This is a genomic window from Agrobacterium sp. LEGMi-208b, from assembly GCF_059511785.1.
This window is the reverse complement of the sequence record NZ_JCALIC010000003.1, coordinates 55,667-73,594: the sequence shown is the minus strand read 5'-3', so window position 1 is coordinate 73,594 and position 17,928 is coordinate 55,667. Positions and strand designations below refer to the sequence as shown.

Annotated in this window: 17 protein-coding genes and 2 pseudogenes; 16 read left to right on the top strand and 3 right to left on the bottom strand. The window is 60.9% G+C overall.

Going from position 1 to position 17,928, the window contains the following annotated elements; all coding sequences use genetic code 11:
• Window positions 1–764 precede the first annotated feature (764 nt).
• The 12 genes and pseudogenes from AC5YUO_RS25740 to AC5YUO_RS25685 all read left to right on the top strand — a co-directional run bounded on the left by AC5YUO_RS25740 (window position 765) and on the right by AC5YUO_RS25685 (window position 11,079).
• Complete coding sequence (locus tag AC5YUO_RS25740) at window positions 765–2,516, top strand: ParB/RepB/Spo0J family partition protein (RefSeq protein WP_496156626.1); 1,752 nt, start codon at window positions 765–767, stop codon at window positions 2,514–2,516.
• A gap of 93 nt (window positions 2,517–2,609) precedes the next feature.
• Window positions 2,610–2,983: pseudogene (locus AC5YUO_RS25735) on the top strand (UCP036055 family protein); the annotation flags it as partial.
• Between the two features lie 168 nt (window positions 2,984–3,151).
• The gene (locus AC5YUO_RS25730; protein WP_496156857.1) at window positions 3,152–3,628 is read left to right on the top strand and encodes a UCP036055 family protein; all 477 of its coding nucleotides are present in this window, start codon (window positions 3,152–3,154) and stop codon (window positions 3,626–3,628) included.
• Window positions 3,625–4,512 carry a DUF7007 domain-containing protein gene (locus AC5YUO_RS25725; RefSeq protein ID WP_496156625.1) on the top strand — a complete coding sequence of 296 codons (888 nt, stop codon included), beginning with the start codon at window positions 3,625–3,627 and terminating at the stop codon, window positions 4,510–4,512. Before AC5YUO_RS25730 ends, AC5YUO_RS25725 begins: the two co-directional genes overlap by 4 nt.
• The gene (locus AC5YUO_RS25720; RefSeq protein ID WP_496156624.1) at window positions 4,509–4,844 is read left to right on the top strand and encodes a hypothetical protein; all 336 of its coding nucleotides are present in this window, start codon (window positions 4,509–4,511) and stop codon (window positions 4,842–4,844) included. The genes AC5YUO_RS25725 and AC5YUO_RS25720 overlap by 4 nt, the downstream gene beginning before the upstream one ends.
• A gap of 409 nt (window positions 4,845–5,253) precedes the next feature.
• The gene (locus AC5YUO_RS25715; RefSeq protein ID WP_496156623.1) at window positions 5,254–5,853 is read left to right on the top strand and encodes a hypothetical protein; all 600 of its coding nucleotides are present in this window, start codon (window positions 5,254–5,256) and stop codon (window positions 5,851–5,853) included.
• A gap of 150 nt (window positions 5,854–6,003) precedes the next feature.
• Window positions 6,004–6,462: a ProQ/FinO family protein gene (locus AC5YUO_RS25710; RefSeq protein ID WP_496156622.1), complete on the top strand. Its 459-nt coding sequence runs from the start codon at window positions 6,004–6,006 to the stop codon at window positions 6,460–6,462.
• A 251-nt stretch (window positions 6,463–6,713) separates the two neighbouring features.
• The gene (locus AC5YUO_RS25705; RefSeq protein WP_496156621.1) at window positions 6,714–7,640 is read left to right on the top strand and encodes an ArdC family protein; all 927 of its coding nucleotides are present in this window, start codon (window positions 6,714–6,716) and stop codon (window positions 7,638–7,640) included.
• 129 nt (window positions 7,641–7,769) lie between these two features.
• Window positions 7,770–8,486: an antitoxin Xre/MbcA/ParS-like domain-containing protein gene (locus tag AC5YUO_RS25700; RefSeq protein WP_496156620.1), complete on the top strand. Its 717-nt coding sequence runs from the start codon at window positions 7,770–7,772 to the stop codon at window positions 8,484–8,486.
• A 2-nt stretch (window positions 8,487–8,488) separates the two neighbouring features.
• The gene (locus tag AC5YUO_RS25695; protein WP_496156619.1) at window positions 8,489–9,079 is read left to right on the top strand and encodes an RES family NAD+ phosphorylase; all 591 of its coding nucleotides are present in this window, start codon (window positions 8,489–8,491) and stop codon (window positions 9,077–9,079) included.
• Entirely contained in the window at window positions 9,076–9,888 is an 813-nt protein-coding gene (locus tag AC5YUO_RS25690) for a hypothetical protein (RefSeq protein WP_496156618.1), read from the top strand. The genes AC5YUO_RS25695 and AC5YUO_RS25690 overlap by 4 nt, the downstream gene beginning before the upstream one ends.
• Before the next feature lie 876 nt (window positions 9,889–10,764).
• The gene (locus AC5YUO_RS25685; protein ID WP_207591819.1) at window positions 10,765–11,079 is read left to right on the top strand and encodes a DUF736 domain-containing protein; all 315 of its coding nucleotides are present in this window, start codon (window positions 10,765–10,767) and stop codon (window positions 11,077–11,079) included.
• A 110-nt stretch (window positions 11,080–11,189) separates the two neighbouring features.
• On the opposite strand, the gene AC5YUO_RS25680 is transcribed toward AC5YUO_RS25685, so the two are convergent.
• On the bottom strand, window positions 11,190–11,468 hold the full coding sequence (locus tag AC5YUO_RS25680; protein ID WP_496156617.1) for an HU family DNA-binding protein: 279 nt from the start codon (window positions 11,466–11,468) through the stop codon (window positions 11,190–11,192).
• A 471-nt stretch (window positions 11,469–11,939) separates the two neighbouring features.
• On the opposite strand from AC5YUO_RS25680, the gene AC5YUO_RS25675 reads away from it, so the two are divergent.
• Window positions 11,940–12,110, top strand: a complete 171-nt coding sequence (locus AC5YUO_RS25675; RefSeq protein WP_496156616.1) for a hypothetical protein — start codon at window positions 11,940–11,942, stop codon at window positions 12,108–12,110.
• A gap of 587 nt (window positions 12,111–12,697) precedes the next feature.
• On the opposite strand, the pseudogene AC5YUO_RS25670 reads toward AC5YUO_RS25675, so the two are convergent.
• Both AC5YUO_RS25670 and AC5YUO_RS25665 read right to left on the bottom strand, forming a co-directional pair.
• Window positions 12,698–12,811: pseudogene (locus AC5YUO_RS25670) on the bottom strand (WGR domain-containing protein); the annotation flags it as partial.
• Between the two features lie 156 nt (window positions 12,812–12,967).
• A complete protein-coding gene (locus AC5YUO_RS25665) occupies window positions 12,968–13,384 on the bottom strand; it encodes a thermonuclease family protein (RefSeq protein WP_496156856.1) in 417 nt (138 codons plus the stop codon).
• A 598-nt stretch (window positions 13,385–13,982) separates the two neighbouring features.
• Between AC5YUO_RS25665 and AC5YUO_RS25660 the strand changes: the two genes are divergently transcribed.
• The 3 genes from AC5YUO_RS25660 (at window position 13,983) to AC5YUO_RS25650 (ending at window position 17,581) form a co-directional block, all read left to right on the top strand.
• Complete coding sequence (locus AC5YUO_RS25660) at window positions 13,983–14,417, top strand: DUF3846 domain-containing protein (protein ID WP_496156615.1); 435 nt, start codon at window positions 13,983–13,985, stop codon at window positions 14,415–14,417.
• Between the two features lie 396 nt (window positions 14,418–14,813).
• Window positions 14,814–15,137, top strand: a complete 324-nt coding sequence (locus tag AC5YUO_RS25655; protein ID WP_496156614.1) for a hypothetical protein — start codon at window positions 14,814–14,816, stop codon at window positions 15,135–15,137.
• A gap of 1,244 nt (window positions 15,138–16,381) precedes the next feature.
• The gene (locus AC5YUO_RS25650; protein ID WP_496156613.1) at window positions 16,382–17,581 is read left to right on the top strand and encodes a hypothetical protein; all 1,200 of its coding nucleotides are present in this window, start codon (window positions 16,382–16,384) and stop codon (window positions 17,579–17,581) included.
• Window positions 17,582–17,928 lie beyond the last annotated feature (347 nt).

The following is a 17,928-nucleotide window of genomic DNA, read 5'->3' as shown; positions in this document are numbered from 1 at the left end:
GGTGACTCAGCATCAACGAGCTCGTACCGTCTGGCAACCACCTTTTTCCGGCGTCACCGATATATCCCGCCTCCCGTAGAATATGGCACGCGATGACTGGGCCGGTGCGTCTCGCCTTTACTTCGGGCCGTTTGGTTGAAGCCGCAGCGGGTGAGATAGCGCGCCGGACCCCCGCCCTTTCCAGGTGTGCGATGATTATGACGCTGCACCCGAAGCCTCGGTCGGTGCACGCGACGCAGCATTTGCATGGCTGCATTGCACAATAATTGGTTTCCTTATGGTCAATAAATGAGCATAAAGCCTGCAGCTGATGCATTTGACGGTTTCCTCCCAGTGCCGTCGCAGCAGCTGTTCCCCTCTGGAGGTCAAAGATCTCCACACTTCATGGGCCGCGGTTTCCGCAGGCCCATTTTTTTTGCCCTCAATCCTTCCTGGCGATTCAGGTGGCCGCTTTTACTCGGCAAGCCCTTCGTACTTCGGCAAGTGCCGAACTGCGGAAAGGAAAATAAGAAAAGACAGAATGAGGAAGGGAACCGGTCGCAGGCCGGTCCTCCCGCTGCCGCTATCGCTCAACCGCCCCCTCACCATCCCGGCCGCGCGGCCTTCGCAGGGCTGTAAGCCCCGCTTTGCCTTTGCAGCAGGGATGTTCGCGCGCAGTTGCACCGGTCCGGGCGCCCTGCGGTCCGGGAGATGTCTTCGGAAAAAAAGAAGACGCGAACAGGACCGGCACAGGGCCGGCTCCGTATCCGGTAAAGGAAAAACCGATGCATCTCATTACCCTCGATCCACGCGCTCTGAAAGACAATCCCGACAAGAGCCGCCAGTCGAAATCCTCGCCCCAGGGCGACGCCCTGCTGCTTGCGACGATCAAGGCGGTCGGCATCATCCAGCCGCCGGTCGTCGAACCCGAACAGAATGGCGGCAATGGCTATATTATCGATGCCGGCCATCGCCGTGTGCGCCAGGCGATTGCAGCTGGTTTCACGGAAATCCAGGTGCTTGTCGACGACGCCGCCAACGACAATGGCGCCATGCGTTCCATGGTCGAAAACACCGCCCGTGAACCGCTCAATCCGGTTGACCAATGGCGCGGTATCGAACGCCTCGTTGCACTGGGCTGGACCGAAGAAGCGATTGCGCTCGCGCTCACCCTGCAGGTCCGCCAGGTCCGCAAGCTCAGGTTACTGGCCAATGTCTTGCCCGCCATGCTCGACCAGATGGCGCTCGGCGACATGCCATCGGAGCAGCAGCTCCGCATCATCGCGGCTGCAAGCCTCGACGAGCAGAAGGAGGTCTGGAAGGCCAACAAGCCGAAGAAGGGTGAGACCGCGTCCTGGTGGTCGATCGCCAATGCGCTGACGAAGAAGCGCATGTATGCCAAGGACGCAAGCTTCGGCGACGACCTTGCTGCGGCCTATGGCATCGAGTGGGTCGAGGATCTGTTCGCCCCGGCTGACCAGGACAGCCGCTACACCACCAATGTCGAGGGTTTCCTCGGCGCCCAGCACGAATGGATGAAGGCCAATCTTCCCAAGCGTGGCGCCGTCGTCGAGGTGAATGGATACGGACAGCCCGAATTGCCGAAGAAGGCCGAGCGGGTTTACGGCAAGCCGCAGAAGTCCGATCAGACCGGCCTTTATCTCGACCGGGACGGCAAGGTCCAGACGGTTCATTACCGCCTTCCCGAGGTAAAGAAGCCCGCTGGCAAGGGCGCCACCGGTGAAGGAGCATCCGTGGTGGACGACGCGGCAAGGCAGCGCCCGGATGTCACCCAAAAGGGCCTCGACATCATCGGCGACTACCGCACCGATGCCCTGCATGAAGCACTCGGACGCGCTCCGATCGAGGATGATACGCTGATGGCACTGCTCATTCTTGCCTTCGCCGGCATCAATGTCCGCGTCGATTCCGGCGTCGGTGACCACATGACCGGCACGAAACGCTTTGCCCGACACGCAGCTCGCCTGATCGATGGGCACGGCAAGCTGTCCTTCGATCTCGACACACTGCGCGTTGCCGCCCGCTCGGTTCTGGTTGACGTGCTCTCATGCCGCCGCGGCATGTCGAACAGCGGTATCGTCTCGCGCATTGCCGGCGATACCGTGGGCGCAGACGGCTATCTGCCGAATATGGGCACGGAAGACTTCCTCGTTTGCCTGTCACGGCAGGCGCTTGAAACGGCCGCCAAGGACGTCAATGTCGCGCCGCGCCAGAGGGTTCGGGAAACGCGCGCAGCGCTCGTCGACCACTTCAAGGACAGCAGTTTCGTGCATCCGTCCGCCCTGTTTGCTCCGGCACCCAACGCCGTGGCTGACCTGATCAAGCTTGGTGAAGTGGTCGACGTGGAAGAGGAAGAAACGCCTTGCGAGGGTGACGAGGACGTCGCTGAGGAACACCTCGATCCGGCATCGAATGCGGAAGACGAAACCGGCTTGCCGAACGACGCCTCTGTTGAGGGTGCAAATCCATCGGCCGGTGATGACAATGACACCGCCTATGGCATCGCCGCCGAATAGGCCACGCACTCTCCACTCCTGAACGCAATACCGCCGCCGGTGATCACCGGCGGCGTTTTTCTTTCCCGTTTTCCCAACTCAAGGAGATATCGCATGTCCGCCTCTCTCGTTTTCAAGCTCGTTCCCATCGGCTCCGTCGTCTCGTGGTCCGATGGCACGCCTCGCCCCCCGAACGCCACAAGAAAAAGCTTGGCGCCTGGAAAACCCGTAACAGCTCCGGGCGCCTGTTCCGTAAGCAGCCTTCGCAGACCCGCGGCACCTACACCGCCCCTGCCTGCTTCACCATTCATGAAGGCGATTATGGCAGCAACGGCACCGTGGTCCTGAAAGTCTTCCGCACCTTCGATGTCGATGCGAGCACCTTAAGTTTTGCGGTCGTCGAGCGACCGGCAATCGGTTCGGTCCGTATCTTCGATCGTCCCGGTGAAGGTGCGGAGCTCGTTCACCTCGCGGCGGATTGGCCAGCCGCCGAGGAGTGGCTCCTGAGGCATCGGCATCCCCAGGCCGTGCTGGAAGAGGTTACCCGCACACAGGAAAAGCCCTTCGGCCGACCAAGCGGCCGCGTAATCACCCGCCGCCGGATAACGTCCGGCGGCGCTTTCGTTTCCAGCACTCGCCGCAATAGGAGGACAACCATGTCCGCACTCATGATTTTCGAACGGGCGCCGCTCGGCTCGATCGTTTCCTGGAAGAACGGCAAGCCGCGTCCCCCGAAGGATTGCATCAGGGCCAGCGCCCAGTGGCGGCGCGACAACGCCGAGGGTCGGCTCGTCCGAAAACTCTGCCATTCTGTCATGGGGCAGTCGCTCATCCCCGCCAGTTTCAAGGTGACCACCGAAGGGATTGACGATCTCGGCGATGTCATCGGCCCGGACTTCCGCACGTTTTCCGTCGACAGTGAGTTCAGCTTCACAGTGATTTCCCTGCCGGAGACCGGTTCCGTCCGAGTTCTCGATCGTTGCGGCGACGATGCCGAACTTCTCCACCTCGCCTGCAACCAGGTTGACGCCGAAAACTGGGTGAAAGGCAGCGGTTTCGATCCAGCGGTCATTGTCGAGGTGACCGCGGACGAAGTCGCAGCCGACAGGATAGAAGGGAGAACGGTCCGATGAAATCGATCATTCCTGACGAAGCCGATACCCCTGAATTCCCAGGGGTCCAGTTCGCGCGCAGCGCCGAAGACTTTCCGGTCGCCCGCATCGACGACATCACACTTGCCATGCTCCCGTTTGCCGACGGTGGCGGCTTTCTCGCCAGTGCCTGGCGGGTATCAAGACCGCTCACCGCTTTAAAGCGCGGGGATTTTTACGGGCACGAAGGCCGACTGGCCAATAAGGAGGCGTTCCGTGATCGGGTGTTGGAAACAGCACAGCATCGTCGTGAGCTTTCCGCCCTCCGCCGTGTCCAGAAACGGACCGCTTGCAGCACGCCATGGGGCGTCTCGCAAATGGCGACAGTCTACGGCGAGGGTGTGACGTCGCACATGACGGCCGGTCACGGCGGGTTTCACCTGTCGACTGAACGCAATCTGCGGATCCACCCGGCGCTACGCAAGGCATACCGATGGTACGAAGAAGATGCCGAATGGGCCATCGTCGCGCTGACGTTCCCGGATCTGTTCACCACCTACGAACACCGGATCGCCTGTGACACGATCCGCAATACATGGCCGGATGCCTGGGAGACGATCCATGGCTGTGTCCTCGACCCCGCTGAATCCTGGACCAAGGCCCGCCGGCTTTTCGACGAGGGCCATGCCGACGACTGGGTGGTCATTTCGGCGATCCTCTCCAGCCATCACGACGGTATGACCGAAGTGATCGCCACGCTTGGCGGCAAGCGCACCCTCGATGCCGCAGAGCGCCGCTATCTCGTGCCCAGTCCAGACTATGGAACCCGAAGTCCATTCGGTTTTGTCATCGATGAGGCCCTTCATCAGCTCTATGACGGTCCTTCCAGCTTCATCGGCTGGGATACGCGGAGGACGACCGCATGACACCCGCAAACCCTCGCGGTTTGTTGAACCGAATGGAAGCGGCACATCGCGAGACCCGGCATCACCTCGATCGTGTGCATCGACAAATCGCCGGCCGGGCCGAACGCATCGCGATCACGCAGACCACGAAAGCCAGACACCGCGCCCGCAAACGGTCCAGGTCGCGATGGAGCCGCAGTAACGAGATGTTGTTTCAGACGCATCTCGATCGCCTGCAATTCGACCGGTGGTTCGAACTCGATAGCCTCGCAGGCAGACTGGCCCGTCAGGAGCAGGCCATCCACGCGCTGCGGCAGACACTCGGCGAAGACGTCTGGCGCAAAGATGCATGAGCGGCCCGAACGGAGGGTATTGTGGCTGAGAACACGGGCTCGCGGCGCGGCGATCGCCAGGAAGGTGAGGGACGTGATCTCAGGTTGGGTCCGCCCCGGCGCGTTTCCGATGATGGTCTCGTCCCCTTGCCGCTCCGCCCCTCGGTTGTGTTGCGGTCTAATCCGGCGGCCGTTTGCTTCAAGGCCGCTATCGCGCCGCGCGGCGGCCGGAACAGCCTGCCTCTCATCACCAGCCCGCGTCCCGCGCAGGGCAGAGCCCCGCTTGGCCGCAAGCCGATGCTGCTCGTCATGGCTGCCCCGGACCCTGAAGCAACCGTCATTCCGCCGGCTTTTCTGGACCGCACCCGAGGGACGGAGCGGCAAGGGGCCGCTTCGGGTCCCCGGAAGAAAACCCGAGAAGGAAACCAACATGGCCAAGTCCGCAACCCCCTCCCGTCAGTCGGCCCGTCCGTCGGCCCGTGTCGTCCAGCTCCGCAAAGGCGCGACCCTCGAAATGGTCCGGCTCACTTGCCCCGATATTGCACAGGCGCTCAAGATCGCCGAGAGCTTCGGTACCGCGGTGGTTGACAGCGATGGCATTCGCGATCTGCATGAGCGACTGATCATCGAGACCGCTGACAGCCTTTCCGAAGGCCTTGGCGAGAGGGCGATGCAGATCCATCTCCAGCGCGTCGTCGGAGCTTATGTCGGATCCGCCCATGGAGCGGGGCAGTTCTACAGTCGAGCCGTCTCCGAGGCGCGCGACGCCACGGCCAAGGCCGCCAATGACGCCCGCGATGAGGATCTCGATGGCCCGGTCGGCTATGACAGTACCGCACAGCGCAAACGCGAGTTCGCCGCCGATATGGGCATCCAGTCCCACGCGCTTCGCATGGCGGCCGAAGGGGCCGTCGCAGCCTACGAGCAGGTTGTCGGTGAGGCCTGGAAGCCATTCGATCGGCCGGTCGAAAACCCCGGCCATTCCCTCGACCGCAAGGCGGCCGACGCGCAGATGGACGCTCTTGGTTGAGCCGCCCGCAGGCGGGGCTTCGGCCCCGCCTTTTCCCATGTCGAGACGCAACCCGCACAAGCGCTTACGGCGCTTTTTCCGCATGTGTGCTTTTAATCGTTACCCTCATCTATCTATATCGACATTGACGACTTCATTCTCGAGGACGAAATGGACAGCAAACCGATCCCGAACGTAAAGCCTTGGAACACTTCGCAAGGACCGATCCTGGCCAGTCACCACGATCTGCGTAAGGCCGCTGCGATCAATGAATTGCTGACGGAACCGGCGCCGGTCCTTCCCGTGAAGGATACTGATCCCGTCTTGCCTTTCGAGATCGGACTATTTGCTTCGCTCAGCGCCCGTCTTGAGCCAGGGATCGCAAAAATTCGCCTTCGCCGGGCGATATCCGCTTATGCATCGACGAAAAGCTACCTTCTGGCATTGGCGCAGCCGAATGCCATGCGCCATAATATAGAAGGCCACCCTGTTAATCAGGTCAGTCCGGAGGACAGAATGACGGCGCAAATCCGTGTCACCGAGCTCCGGCTGCAACGGAAATCGCAGAACGCAAGCGCGGGCGGCCCAGGTGGCGAGCAATCTGAAAGCCGTTCCGGCGAGAACGACTGACCGGATTTGCTGGGGCTGAGCCGTTCCCCCTCCGGCCGTTTTTTCCGCGTTATGAAGTTCTGATCGCCAGCGCCCGCTACGGCCCGTCCTGGCTGTCGGTCCTGCAGGAGCCGGCGGCATGCCGCAACGGCTGCGCCGTCCTGCACTTCGTTGCGGCCGTTCCGGTGCGGCCTACCCCCTGACATCTCCTGCATTCGTCCCTCCGCGACGGGGCCGCAGCAGGTGCGGCCTCCTGAATGGAGGTTAGAAAAATGAGCAGGAAAGAACAGGGCGCCAAGGCCGATCTGTACACCCGGATCACCGACCGGATCATTGCTGAACTCGAAAAAGGCGTGCGTCCGTGGATACAGCCGTGGAGCGCCAGCAATGCGACCGGGCGGGTGACACGGCCACTTCGTCATAACGGACAACCATACTCTGGTATAAACGTTCTGCTTTTGTGGTCGGAAGGTATGGCTAGAGGATTTTCCTCGCCGATATGGATGACTTTCAAACAGGCCTTGCAGCTGGATGCAGCCGTCCGCAAAGGTGAAAGCGGCTCGACCGTTGTCTTTGCCAGCCGGTTCACCAAGTCGGAGGATGATGGCGAGGGCGGCGAGGTCGACCGGGAAATACCCTTCCTGAAAGCCTACAGCGTTTTTAACGTCGAACAAATCGACGGTCTGCCGGATCACTATTACCATCGCCCGGTACCCAAGATCGATCCGGTCGAGCGGATCGAGCACGCCGATCGCTTTTTTCGCAACACGGGGGCGATCATCCGGCATGGTGGCACTCAGGCTTACTTCTCGCCGGGCCAGGACTTCATCCAGATGCCGCCTTTTCAGTCCTTCAAGGACGCAGCGAGTTATTATGCAACCCTGAGTCACGAAGCGACACATTGGACGGCGAGTGCCCACCGCGTTGGACGTGACCTCTCACGCTACGCAAAGGACAAGTCCGAACGAAGCCGGGAAGAGCTAATTGCCGAACTTGGAAGCGTTTTTTTAGCCGCAGACCTCGGAATATCACCTGAGCTCGAGCCCCGGCCGGATCATGCAAGTTACCTCAATTCATGGTTGAAGGTGTTGGGTGGTGATAAACGTGCGATCTTTCAGGCGGCAGCCCACGCGCAGCGCGCGATTGCCTATCTGCATAGTCTCCAGCCGGGCACATTTCAAACAAAGGAGGCTGCATAGTTGCGATTCTTCCGCCACACTGCGAATCCGTGCTGGCCTGGCAATCAAATGCCATAAGGTATTTTCCGGCAATCTGGACATTCCGGACAATCCGTACTATCTATTGACGTAGATGACAGGAGCATGAACATGGTCACATCCGTCAGAAGATCGTCTGCAACCACCCTGTCCGGGTTGAACCCGGCGGCCATTGCCGATGTCGTCGAGGTACTTGCCCGTCATAACCCACGTCTTTCCAAGACAGCGCTTGCTGCGACGGGGCGTGTCGTTGCCGCCGTCACCGCGGCAACCGCGCGGCTTGCCGCCGATCAGCAACGCCGGATCGTTGCCGACGAACTTGAGCTGGCGCAAGCCGTCGAGGTCGCTGTCGCTGGCCTTGTGTCAGACACCGGCCCCCGCCTGAAGCCGCTTGCGGTTGGCAAGCCGATCGAGGTCAGTCAGGGTGCCGGTCTTCCCGCACCAGTCGATCTTGATGAAGGAAGGCGCCGCCTTGCAGCCTTCGCAGAGCCGATGCGTCTCGAAGACTGGGCTGGTCCCGTTGCGGGACCGGCCGAGATCGAAAAGACATTCGGTACGAAGCGGTCGACCCTGCACGACTGGCAGAGGCGTGGCGCGGTGATTGGCTTGCTCAAGGGTGAGCGCAAGCACGTCTTTCCATTGGCCCAGTTCGTCGATGGACGCCCGGTTGAGGGCATGGCCCAGGTGACGCGGATCATCGCCAACCCTCGTGTCGCATGGCAGTGGCTGATCCGGAGAAAAGCAGAGATGGGCGCAACCCCGCTCGACCTCATGAAAAGCGACCGTCTGGACGAGGTTCTTGCCGCCGCCGAGCGGGATTTCGGCTGACTGTGAAGCTCGATCCTGCAACCGTTGCCGATCTCGCGCTGACGTTTCGGCCCGATGCCTGGCTGCGCGTTTTGCCGCGCAGCCATATGGCGACGCCACTCGGTATGGGTTTTGGCAATAGCCGCTTTTCCAGTCCCCACAGGCGCTTTCGTCTGGTCTATCTCGCACGCGACCTGGCGACCGCAATTGCTGAGACGATCGTGCGCGACCGCTTCGAAGGGAGCACTGACCGCGTACTCGACGAAACGGAGTTCGAGGACTGGGCTGTTGCCGAGGTATCGGCAGCCGATCCCTTGACGGTCCTTGATCTCAGAACCACCGGTCTTCTCAGGCTTGGCGTTAGCACCGATGCGGCCCGCGCGAAAACACACAAGGACGGCCAGGCGCTGAGCGAGGCCGTCTATGGGACCTTTGACGCGGACGGGCTGTTATATGCATCGCGGCTGACAGGCGCCTATTGTGTCGCGGTCTATGACCGCGCGGTAACGCATAAACTTGCAGCGACGCCCGCGATCGAACTTCTGCGTCATCCGGGACTGGTGCCTGCGTTGAAGGAAATCGGTGTCTCGGTCCGGAGTGCCCGCTTTCCATGACAGGCATCCTCACGCTCTCACGGTTTTCTGGTCGGTTCGGCAGCCTCAACGGGACACTGACCCTAACGGCCACCCGACCGGATTTTATCCGGTCTCTACTGACGGTCGGCTATCCGAGCCGGCGTGCAGCTATCCGCACGGTCGGTCGCTGGCGCGAGCAAATGCTCGTCGCCATGGCGACCGGATATCTTGATCATAATCTCCATACGACGAGCTATTTCCGCAATCTGGAGCAGACCGAGAAGGCGGCCGTGTCTTTCCTGTTTGGCGAGGCGTTCACTCATTGGTGTGCGCAGGACCGGATGAACATCGAGTATCTCGTTCATGTGGCGGGTCTGAGAAGCTGTACATGGGGAGCGGCCACGATACCGGTTACGCCGAAACCCGGCGCGCTGCCGCCGGCGCCGAAGTCACGACCGGACTTTATCGGTATCCGCCGCAGGGAGCGGCATGTGTTCGAAAGCAAGGGGCGGATCAGACGGCCAAGCACTGCAACGGTCAACAAGGCGCTGGGGCAGGTGTCGGCACTCCATTCTATCAACGGCCGGCCCCCGACGACCCGTTGCGCGAGCTTCTTCATGATGAAGGCATCGGGACCGGAAGGAAAGGTTGTCGACCCGCCGAAGGGCGGTGAAGGCATCAGTGTCCGTTTCGACGAACATGAGGCGATCGCCAGAGCCTATGCGTTCTTTCTCGACGGGGACGGGGAGGGGCTTGATGCCGACGTCGGCGCCGGTTTACGTCGGGCGGGAAATCGACGACGGTGTCTTCTTCGGCGTCGACAGGCAAGTCCTGTCCCTTGTCCGTGAAACGCCTACCGGTGCGTCGGGTCGCAGGCGACGGGTGAACGAACTCTTCAAGCTTCTGGAGGACAAAGCGCAGTTCTACGCTGGTCGAAGGGACCGGAACGCTTCGCCGGGATCAGACGGCCTTCTCCTGATCGACCGTCGCCCTCGCTTCCGGTCGCGTAGCTGAATTGAAGTCACCGTTAAAGGCAGAGCGATCACGCCGCTTAAAGCGGAACTCACGGTGACTGCTCACGCTTCGATGGTGACCATCCGTTTCCTGGCGCACACCCCGGTAACCTGGCATGCCCACCAGTCGACCGGGATGGGATGCCGTAGAAAAGACGCGGCGCTCAAATCGTTACCAGGTTCACGCGGCTTGATCGGTTCGCGGTCAGCGGCCGACATTTCATGCCATGCACGATATAGAGCCGACGTGCCGCGGCTGGCATCAGGCGCGCTGCATCAGCAGGCCGTTCGTGACGGCGATAGGCGAGCAACAGCAATATGCGGCCGATCGGAACAGAAGCCACCACTGACGAAGAGAGTCCGAGGACATTTTCGAGGCCAGCCGTATCAGACGGCAAATTCCCCCGACGATTGATGGGGCCAGTGACGTCATCCGTTCGGACCTGAACTATGGGCGCGTCCAACACGGCCTCGATTTGACATGTCTGATCGAAGAACGGCTGCGCCTCGATCGTTCTCCCGCAACGGCATCGCCAACTTTCTTCCCCTGCGAACTGCGTTCGCATTCCTCGCGGGCCAAGAAAGTCGTCTCTTTGCCGCCCTCCATTGCATTGCGGTCCCTTCGGGATGCGGTCCGATCGTCTCCGATCCACTCGACAGTCATCGAGGACGCGATGGTCGCGGCCCGATCAACCCGAAAGGATCACGACAATGGCAGTCATCGGCGAATTCACCTCAAACGGCAACACCATCAGCGGCAACGTTCGCACTCTGACCGTCGCAATGAAGGCCCGCCTCAATCCCATCGAGCGCGTCTCCCGCGATGCGCCGGACTTCCGCGTCACCTCCGGCGCTGCCGAAGTGGGCGCCGGCTGGAATTCAGTCTCGGCCAACGGCGAGCCCTACATCTCCCTCAAGCTCGACGATCCGAGCTTCAACGCTCCGATCAACGCCGCCCTGTGGCCGACTGAGAAGGAAGGCGACTACGTCCTCGTCTGGTCCCGTCCGAACCGCGAGGCCGCATGACCGGGATCTCCGGATGGCCCCGTCGCAAGGCGGGGTCGTTCACCCGAAAACAGCACAGCCGGATCCGGGCAGCGCTCCGGATCCGGCTGTGCTTTTGCTATGAGGATGGGTCAGGCGTTGAGCACATCCTTCACGGCTTTGCCCGGCGTGAAGGTCAGCTTCTTCGCAGCCGCGATCTTGATCGTCGCGCCGGTTGCAGGATTGCGGCCTTCACGCTCCGGGGTTTCCTTGAGCTTGAATTTGCCAAAGCTCGGGATGGATGTTTCAGCACCGGCCAGCGCCGCCTCAGTGATCTGGCGGAATACGCTTTCGACAATCGCCTTGGCCTGCGCCTTGCTCAGGTTTTGCTCGGATGCAATCTTGTCCGCAATTTCATTCGTCGTGGTCATAATAGAACGGCTCCTCATGTTTGACCCATCCGGTATGATGTTGAAGATGTGGCAACGATAGGGGCGATACTTCCGTATCTGCCCAAAAAGTCTCGAAAACCACAGGAATCATGCGTTCACTGGGCGCTTTTCAGCCCCCACGCGCGATCTCCCCGTGCCCGATGGTAGAATGCCGGTGAACACGTCCGGTCTCTCCCAATCCAATGAGACGCAGGCGGGCATCGAACCCGCCTGCATCTTGCCGGTGCCATACGGAGAGGTGGGGTCTGCTCAGATCGTCCCATTGTGCCGTTCGGAAATGACGGCCTCAAGGACGCATGGTTCCCCCAATTTTCAGCCCCGTCCCGAAGGGCCGGGTCAGAAAATCGGCTCCCCCATACGCCGGCTCCGCCGGTCGCGTGCCGCGACCTTGACCCCGCCATCCCCTCACGCCGCTGGTCCTCGTCTTTCACAAACGTCAAGGAGACGACGATGACCTATGCCCTCGAAATCCAGGTTGAAGCGTTGCGCGCCGAGATGCGGGCCGTAGTGGATGCCGCCGAGCGCCGCCAGATCAAGGCCGAGCTCGAACTCGCCCAGGCCGAACTGGCCGCCGCGCTTGCCGAACAGGACGGCAGCCATTCCTCGGAGCCTCCGTTCTGACGGAGGCTTCGGCCGCAGTTGCTGGCCCAGCCCGCCGGATCGACCGGCGGCCAGGGCCCGACGCCACGCATCGCCACCGATCACATCGACACCGCAGCCTGCATCTCACCGGAAGAGATCGGGGATGTAGCCGCGTCCTCCCTTTCGATCCCCTGTCATCGGCATCGAGGATGTTGCAGCCCGGTCGTCGTACCGCAACCTGCCGTCGCCGGCAGGTCCTCCGCATGCGCTGCGGCCCTTTCGGGTGCAGCACGCCTTTCCGGGCCGCCGCCTATCCCCGCAATGACACGTTATCGAAAGGAGTAAACATCATGCGCCAACTCGCCCAATTCCTCACCGCCACCGGTCGCCGGCTCCGCGCACTCGGCAAAGTCGCCGGCCATTTCTTCCGCAAGGGAAAACTCGGCCTCAAGCTCGCAATCAAGATCCCGTTCTTCGTCGAGATCGAGATCGCCTTCGAGACGGACTGGAACCGGCGCCGATAAGGCGCCTGTCGAGGCCCGCTCGCGCGGGCCTCGTTCCATCTGCTGTCCAGCCGGGCGATAGCCGCGTGCCCGCTTCTGGCGAACGAGATCGAGAAACAGCAGCACCGCCTCCTCTTCACGCCGGAAGATATGCGCCTTCGACTGGCCGCGCGCGCCGATGCGTCCCCAGCGGCGCGTCAGCAGGGTCTCTCCAAACAGGGTTTCCGAGATATCCATGGCATAGTAACGCGCCATGTTTATCGAGGCGTCCTTGCGTTCGATATAAAGCTGATAGGGCTGCGCAATCATGACGACAGAATCGTCGATTGCCGATACCGCGTCCAACCAGAGATTTGAATCGGTGCGGCTCGACCGATTCATAACGGTGATGGATCAGTCGCACCAGGGATGGCGCGCGCCGTCCCAGCGCCGCGCCAGGCCTTCAGAAACGAGGATCTCGCCAATGGACCGTCCGTCGCGGACAACCCTGCGCAATTTCCGGCCATATCGGTCCTCGTCCCGATCACCCGCCACAAGTGAAAATGCCCCGGCATTGAGGAGGTCGAGCAAACGTATCTTCGCCGCCTCGCCCTTGATCCTTTCCGCCTCGCACCGCGGCGGGCTGAGCTCCGGCGTGTCGATATCCGCAATCCTGATCTTCTGATCACCAAGCCAGAACGTGTCGCCGTCGACCACGCAGTCGCGGTGCAGTCCATCCGGACAGATGCCAAAGCGAACCAAAATCGGATCGCCTGCCCCTGCGGCCATCGGCGGTCCGAGATCAGCGGTGATGTCCTGCGTCGCAACCAGATATCCACCAAGCACCACCAAAGCCATGATGGTCGCCAATACAATGCTGCCGGGTCGGATACGGTTGGGTTTCCACCTCGGCCATTTCGGCGGTCTTCTTTCAGCCGTGGCGGCTGGTTTCCGCTTGTCAGTTCGTTTGCTTCGCTCTTCATCGAGCTTGACGATCTTGTTCAATGCCTGCCGGTCCTCGCAATCCGTTCTTGTTTCCCGCCTTATCCGAATATCAACAGAATGGAAGGGCATTCAGGGCGAGCCGCTTCGCGGACGGCTCTATTCGCTGCGCGAACGGAGCCCGCAGGCGGTCTCCGCCGGTCCCGGTGACGATCCTCTCGCGCGGCTGCGCCGCAGATGGCAATCGCCTCCGGCGATTCAGCCTGGTCTGGGCGGGAAAAGAGGGCGCCGCCCTCTCTCCCCAGCAAGGTGCAGGCGCCGGTTTCCCCGTCCTTCCGCGCCCTGCTTGTGCAGGACGGGTGATCCCCCTCCGGCGCCTGCGCCTTGCCCCCCTCTCACCCGCCGCTCCGCGCGCACTCGGGAAGCAGGAGCGGGGCCTGCTTCCTGACCAAAGGCCCTTCGCTTCGCGAACCGAAGGAGCTTCAAAATGACCCTCAATGCCTATCTTGTCGAAGTCGAAACCCGCAGCATCCGCATGGTGACGATCGATCCGGCAAACAGCCTTGCCGACATTCGCCGTCATATCGGATGCAACCTCATCGACATGGTGCGGATCGACCGGAACCATTGCATTATCGTTGACGACAACGGTCTGATGGACGAGATCCCATGCTTCACCGAGGTTGCCGACTATGCAAGTCCGCTGGCCGGGAACCTCCTCATCGTCGGCACTGACCAGTTTGGCGAAACCGTATCACCGAAACGGCCCATCGAGGATTTTGCCGCCATCCTGACAATCCGGTTCCCGGTTCTATCACCGACATTCGAGGCAATCAGCGGGCCGCATGTCTTCGGCAGCCGCGTCAGCGGTTTTACCTCCACGTTGAAGGCCGCCAATCCGGCCGTGATCGCCACGGTGTGACGCCGGCAGAAGGGGGCGGGCAATCCCGGCCCCGTTCACTCGATCCAACGCGCTGAGACCCCGTCGGATGGGTGAGGCCCGTCATCGCAGTTTCGCCGGGTGGTCCGGATCGACCGGCCCGCCCGACGGAAAGAGGGCCTGGCCCTCTCACACTCTCCCTCCACACGGACACGGCGCCTTTGGCGCCGTGGGCTTTTCTTCTCTGACGTCCCATTTTGCACCCGCCACTCCGGCGTCAAGGACTGCGCGGTTCCCCCAATTTTCAGCCGTCGCCTATGGCGCCATCAGAAAATCGGCTCCCCCGCTTGCCGCCTCCGGCGGTCGCGTGCCGCGATCCCTGACCCCTCGCGGCTATCGTGCGGCCTCCTTCCGTCAGAAAACGAAAGGAGACTTCTTATGACACAGCGCAAGATCAAATATATCGATGGTGGAAGCCCGGAATACTGGCGGCAGCGTACCGAGGGGTTCCGTCTCATCCACGCGGCTGAACGGGCACTGGTCCGTGTCAAAAACGCGCCGCAATACATCGCCGGCGGCTGGGACGAAGACTATGGCGACTATGAGCCGGTCGAAAATCTCGGCCCCTATGACGATATGGATGAGGCAATCCGAGCCATCGAGGCCAATGAGACGGCCGTTGACATCCTCGTTGCCCAACGACGGACCCATTTCGGCGACTGGCCTGTCGCCGCCGTGATCCGCGAACTGGGGACCGACTGAAATGCAGACGAGAGGCGGCACGGTCGCCTCTCGTCTTTCCGCGTGGTCCTGACCGCTTGCCGGCATCGAACCTGCGCGCGGTCTTGAGTGGAGAGACTTGCCGCCTCTCACCTCAAACACCCCTCTCCCTGCGGTGCGGGGCGAGCCCCGCCCGGCCGTTCGGGCCGGTAAACGGACGCTGCCGCGACTTCCCCAAACAATACGGAGAGGATGATCGTCCTGCGCTGCGCCCTCATGCTTCAGGCATCCGCTCCAGACGATCATCCTCTCCTGCGGTGCGCTCGCCGCCCCGTCGTTCGCATGTCATCGATGTCCGTTCCCTTCGGTCACGGACATCCCGACTGCTCCCGAGGGCGGCTCGCTTCAACATCTTCCACCACCATGTCCGGACTACGTGCTATTCCTCCTCCGCGGATCACAGGTGGTACACCTGTGATCGCTGTTCCATCGTCTGACGACTCGCAACAGCTTTGGCGGGTCGGGCACGTAGGCCGGACATGGTGGTGGAAGATGGCAGGATAGGCTAATGGTATACCATTAGCCGTTTCGCCCGAGGGGCGATGGTCGTCAGAGCGACCGGGCAGCCTCCATCAGGCTGGAGATATTCCGTGACTTCGGTAATTGGTGATTGCGTGATTCAGTGAATAAGTGGTCACGCGCGTCAGCGCATAGGCGGCTGAGCGATGGTGCGAATGGGTGTTGTGCCCAGTGAGTGTATCCGCAAATAAGCGAATGAGTGTCTCGGCCTTTGGGTGAATCGGTAAATCGGCAGCGCAGCGTATCGGTGAAATGATGCAACACATATTCGCCGAATAGGTGAAGCAGTGAACCGGTGTATGCGCAAACAGGCGAATCCGTGATTGGGCAAGCCGGTGAATGAGCGGATCGGTGTTTACGCCAATCGGAGAATCGGTGGATCAGTGAAGCGGAAAATCGGTGAAACACCGGTTGGCAGAAGAGGGGAAACCGCCAACAGGTTGTTCTGTCATTGAGCAAACCGGCGAATGCTCCTATTGGCAAATACTCAATCAGCGAACCGTCGTTTTGATACGACGGGCCCAAAAATCTCCGTCGGAAGGATCGACAGCAATAGATCACAAAATGCGGCTTGCGATTTTGAACGCAGTCGTTGAGCGCGGAAAGCGGGCGTGGCGAAACGGTTATACAGCTAGCAAGGCAGCCGTGAACGCCTTCACGGAATCCCTTACGCTAGAACTCGCCCCTTTGGAATTGAAGTAAAGATCGTGTTGCCCGGCGCCGCGCCGGAGACAAGTTTCGGCAGCACGGCGATCTCACGATTGGAGGAAAACGGCGGTTTTCCCGCGCCCTATGCCGAGTTTGCCAATGCCGTTATTGCGGCGATGAGAACGTCGGACGCTCCCCAAACCCGTTCTTCGGATGTCGCTGATGCCATCTGGCGCGCGGCTACGATCACGGAATTCATGACGGAATCGTTCTGGTTCAGCGTCATCACCAGATCCGACTTTCTTATCTTGAGTCTTTCCCTTTTGCCTGTTAGAAGTTGCACTGAAGTACAAGTTAGGTCTCAGCAAGTCGATACTATTCAGGCGATATTTCGAGCAAGCCGCAAAGCGAAGGGGTCGTTTTGCACCAGTATATGGGACGCCCAAACAAGGCCGCATTGCAAGACGGATTTTCTTCTGACAAACCATCGATCTCTACTAACAACTGAATGGTACAAGGTTTCGGTCTGCATTGATTGCCCGGATTGTGGCGCGCAAAGCCGCTCAGCCGGCATTGTCGTCGGACCATCGAGCCTGGTGAACACTGCCGCGCCGTCGGTTGAAAGCGAAGCCCTGATAAAACCGTGGGCTCAATTCGGCGCATTCGCATTCGTCGAAACCCTCGGTGGTCGCACACAGAACATAGGACGCTTCCTCGCCGACCGCTTTCACAACAGGTTCGTTTTGAAAAACGATCAGTTGGTGTCGATCTGCGAACACTGCGAGGAAAGTCTGGCGCCAAATCTGTTAAGGTCACCCGTTATGAATGCGTTCGTCCACCTTGGACAACGGCGATTGCTGGTCAACGAGCGCTTGCTTCTATTTGCGTCGGCTGCGGTTCTGACGGAGTTTCACGGCGGCACCTCGATCGTTCAATCCGACATGCCATATCCGGACTACGCCTTGATGCTCGCCTGCGACACGGAAGGCCATACCGGCGAGACCGGCATGCTCGAACTCTGGCACAGCGTGGCGCGCAACGACTATGCGATTGTCGTCAAAGGTCATGAAGGTCGCGAGATGTTCCGTGCTGGCCTTAACGACGATCTCGTGGAGGTGGTCGAGGCCATTTCCAGTCTTGGGCTGTTGCTGACGCAGCTTCATGTGGCGCAGGCCTCTTCGCCCTATTGCCGGCTTGCGCGCGATCTGTTTCTCGAAGCCCTCGAACAGGCCGGATATCAGCAGGAAAACAGGAGGTGAAACCGTGCGGATCTCGACACCATTATTGTGGCCATTTGCGATCGCAGTTTCCCTGTCCGCGTGTGGACAGATGAGAGAGGCGCCTCGTCCGTTGCCACCCGCGCCATACGCCTATCTCAGCCTCACAGCCTGCAGGAACTATCCCCGAAATATCACCGAGTGCCAGCTGGAGTATGGTACGGCGTTCGGGCGTCATCGTCTCGGCCCGGTGCAGCAGTCCTCTCGCGATCTGCCGGCAGGTTCTGGCAGCGAGCGCTACCAGGTTTCCACCTGCTGGCCGGCACCCAGACTTCAGAGCGAACTGCCCAATTTCACATGCCGAATCTACCACGGGCGGTCAGGAGCGG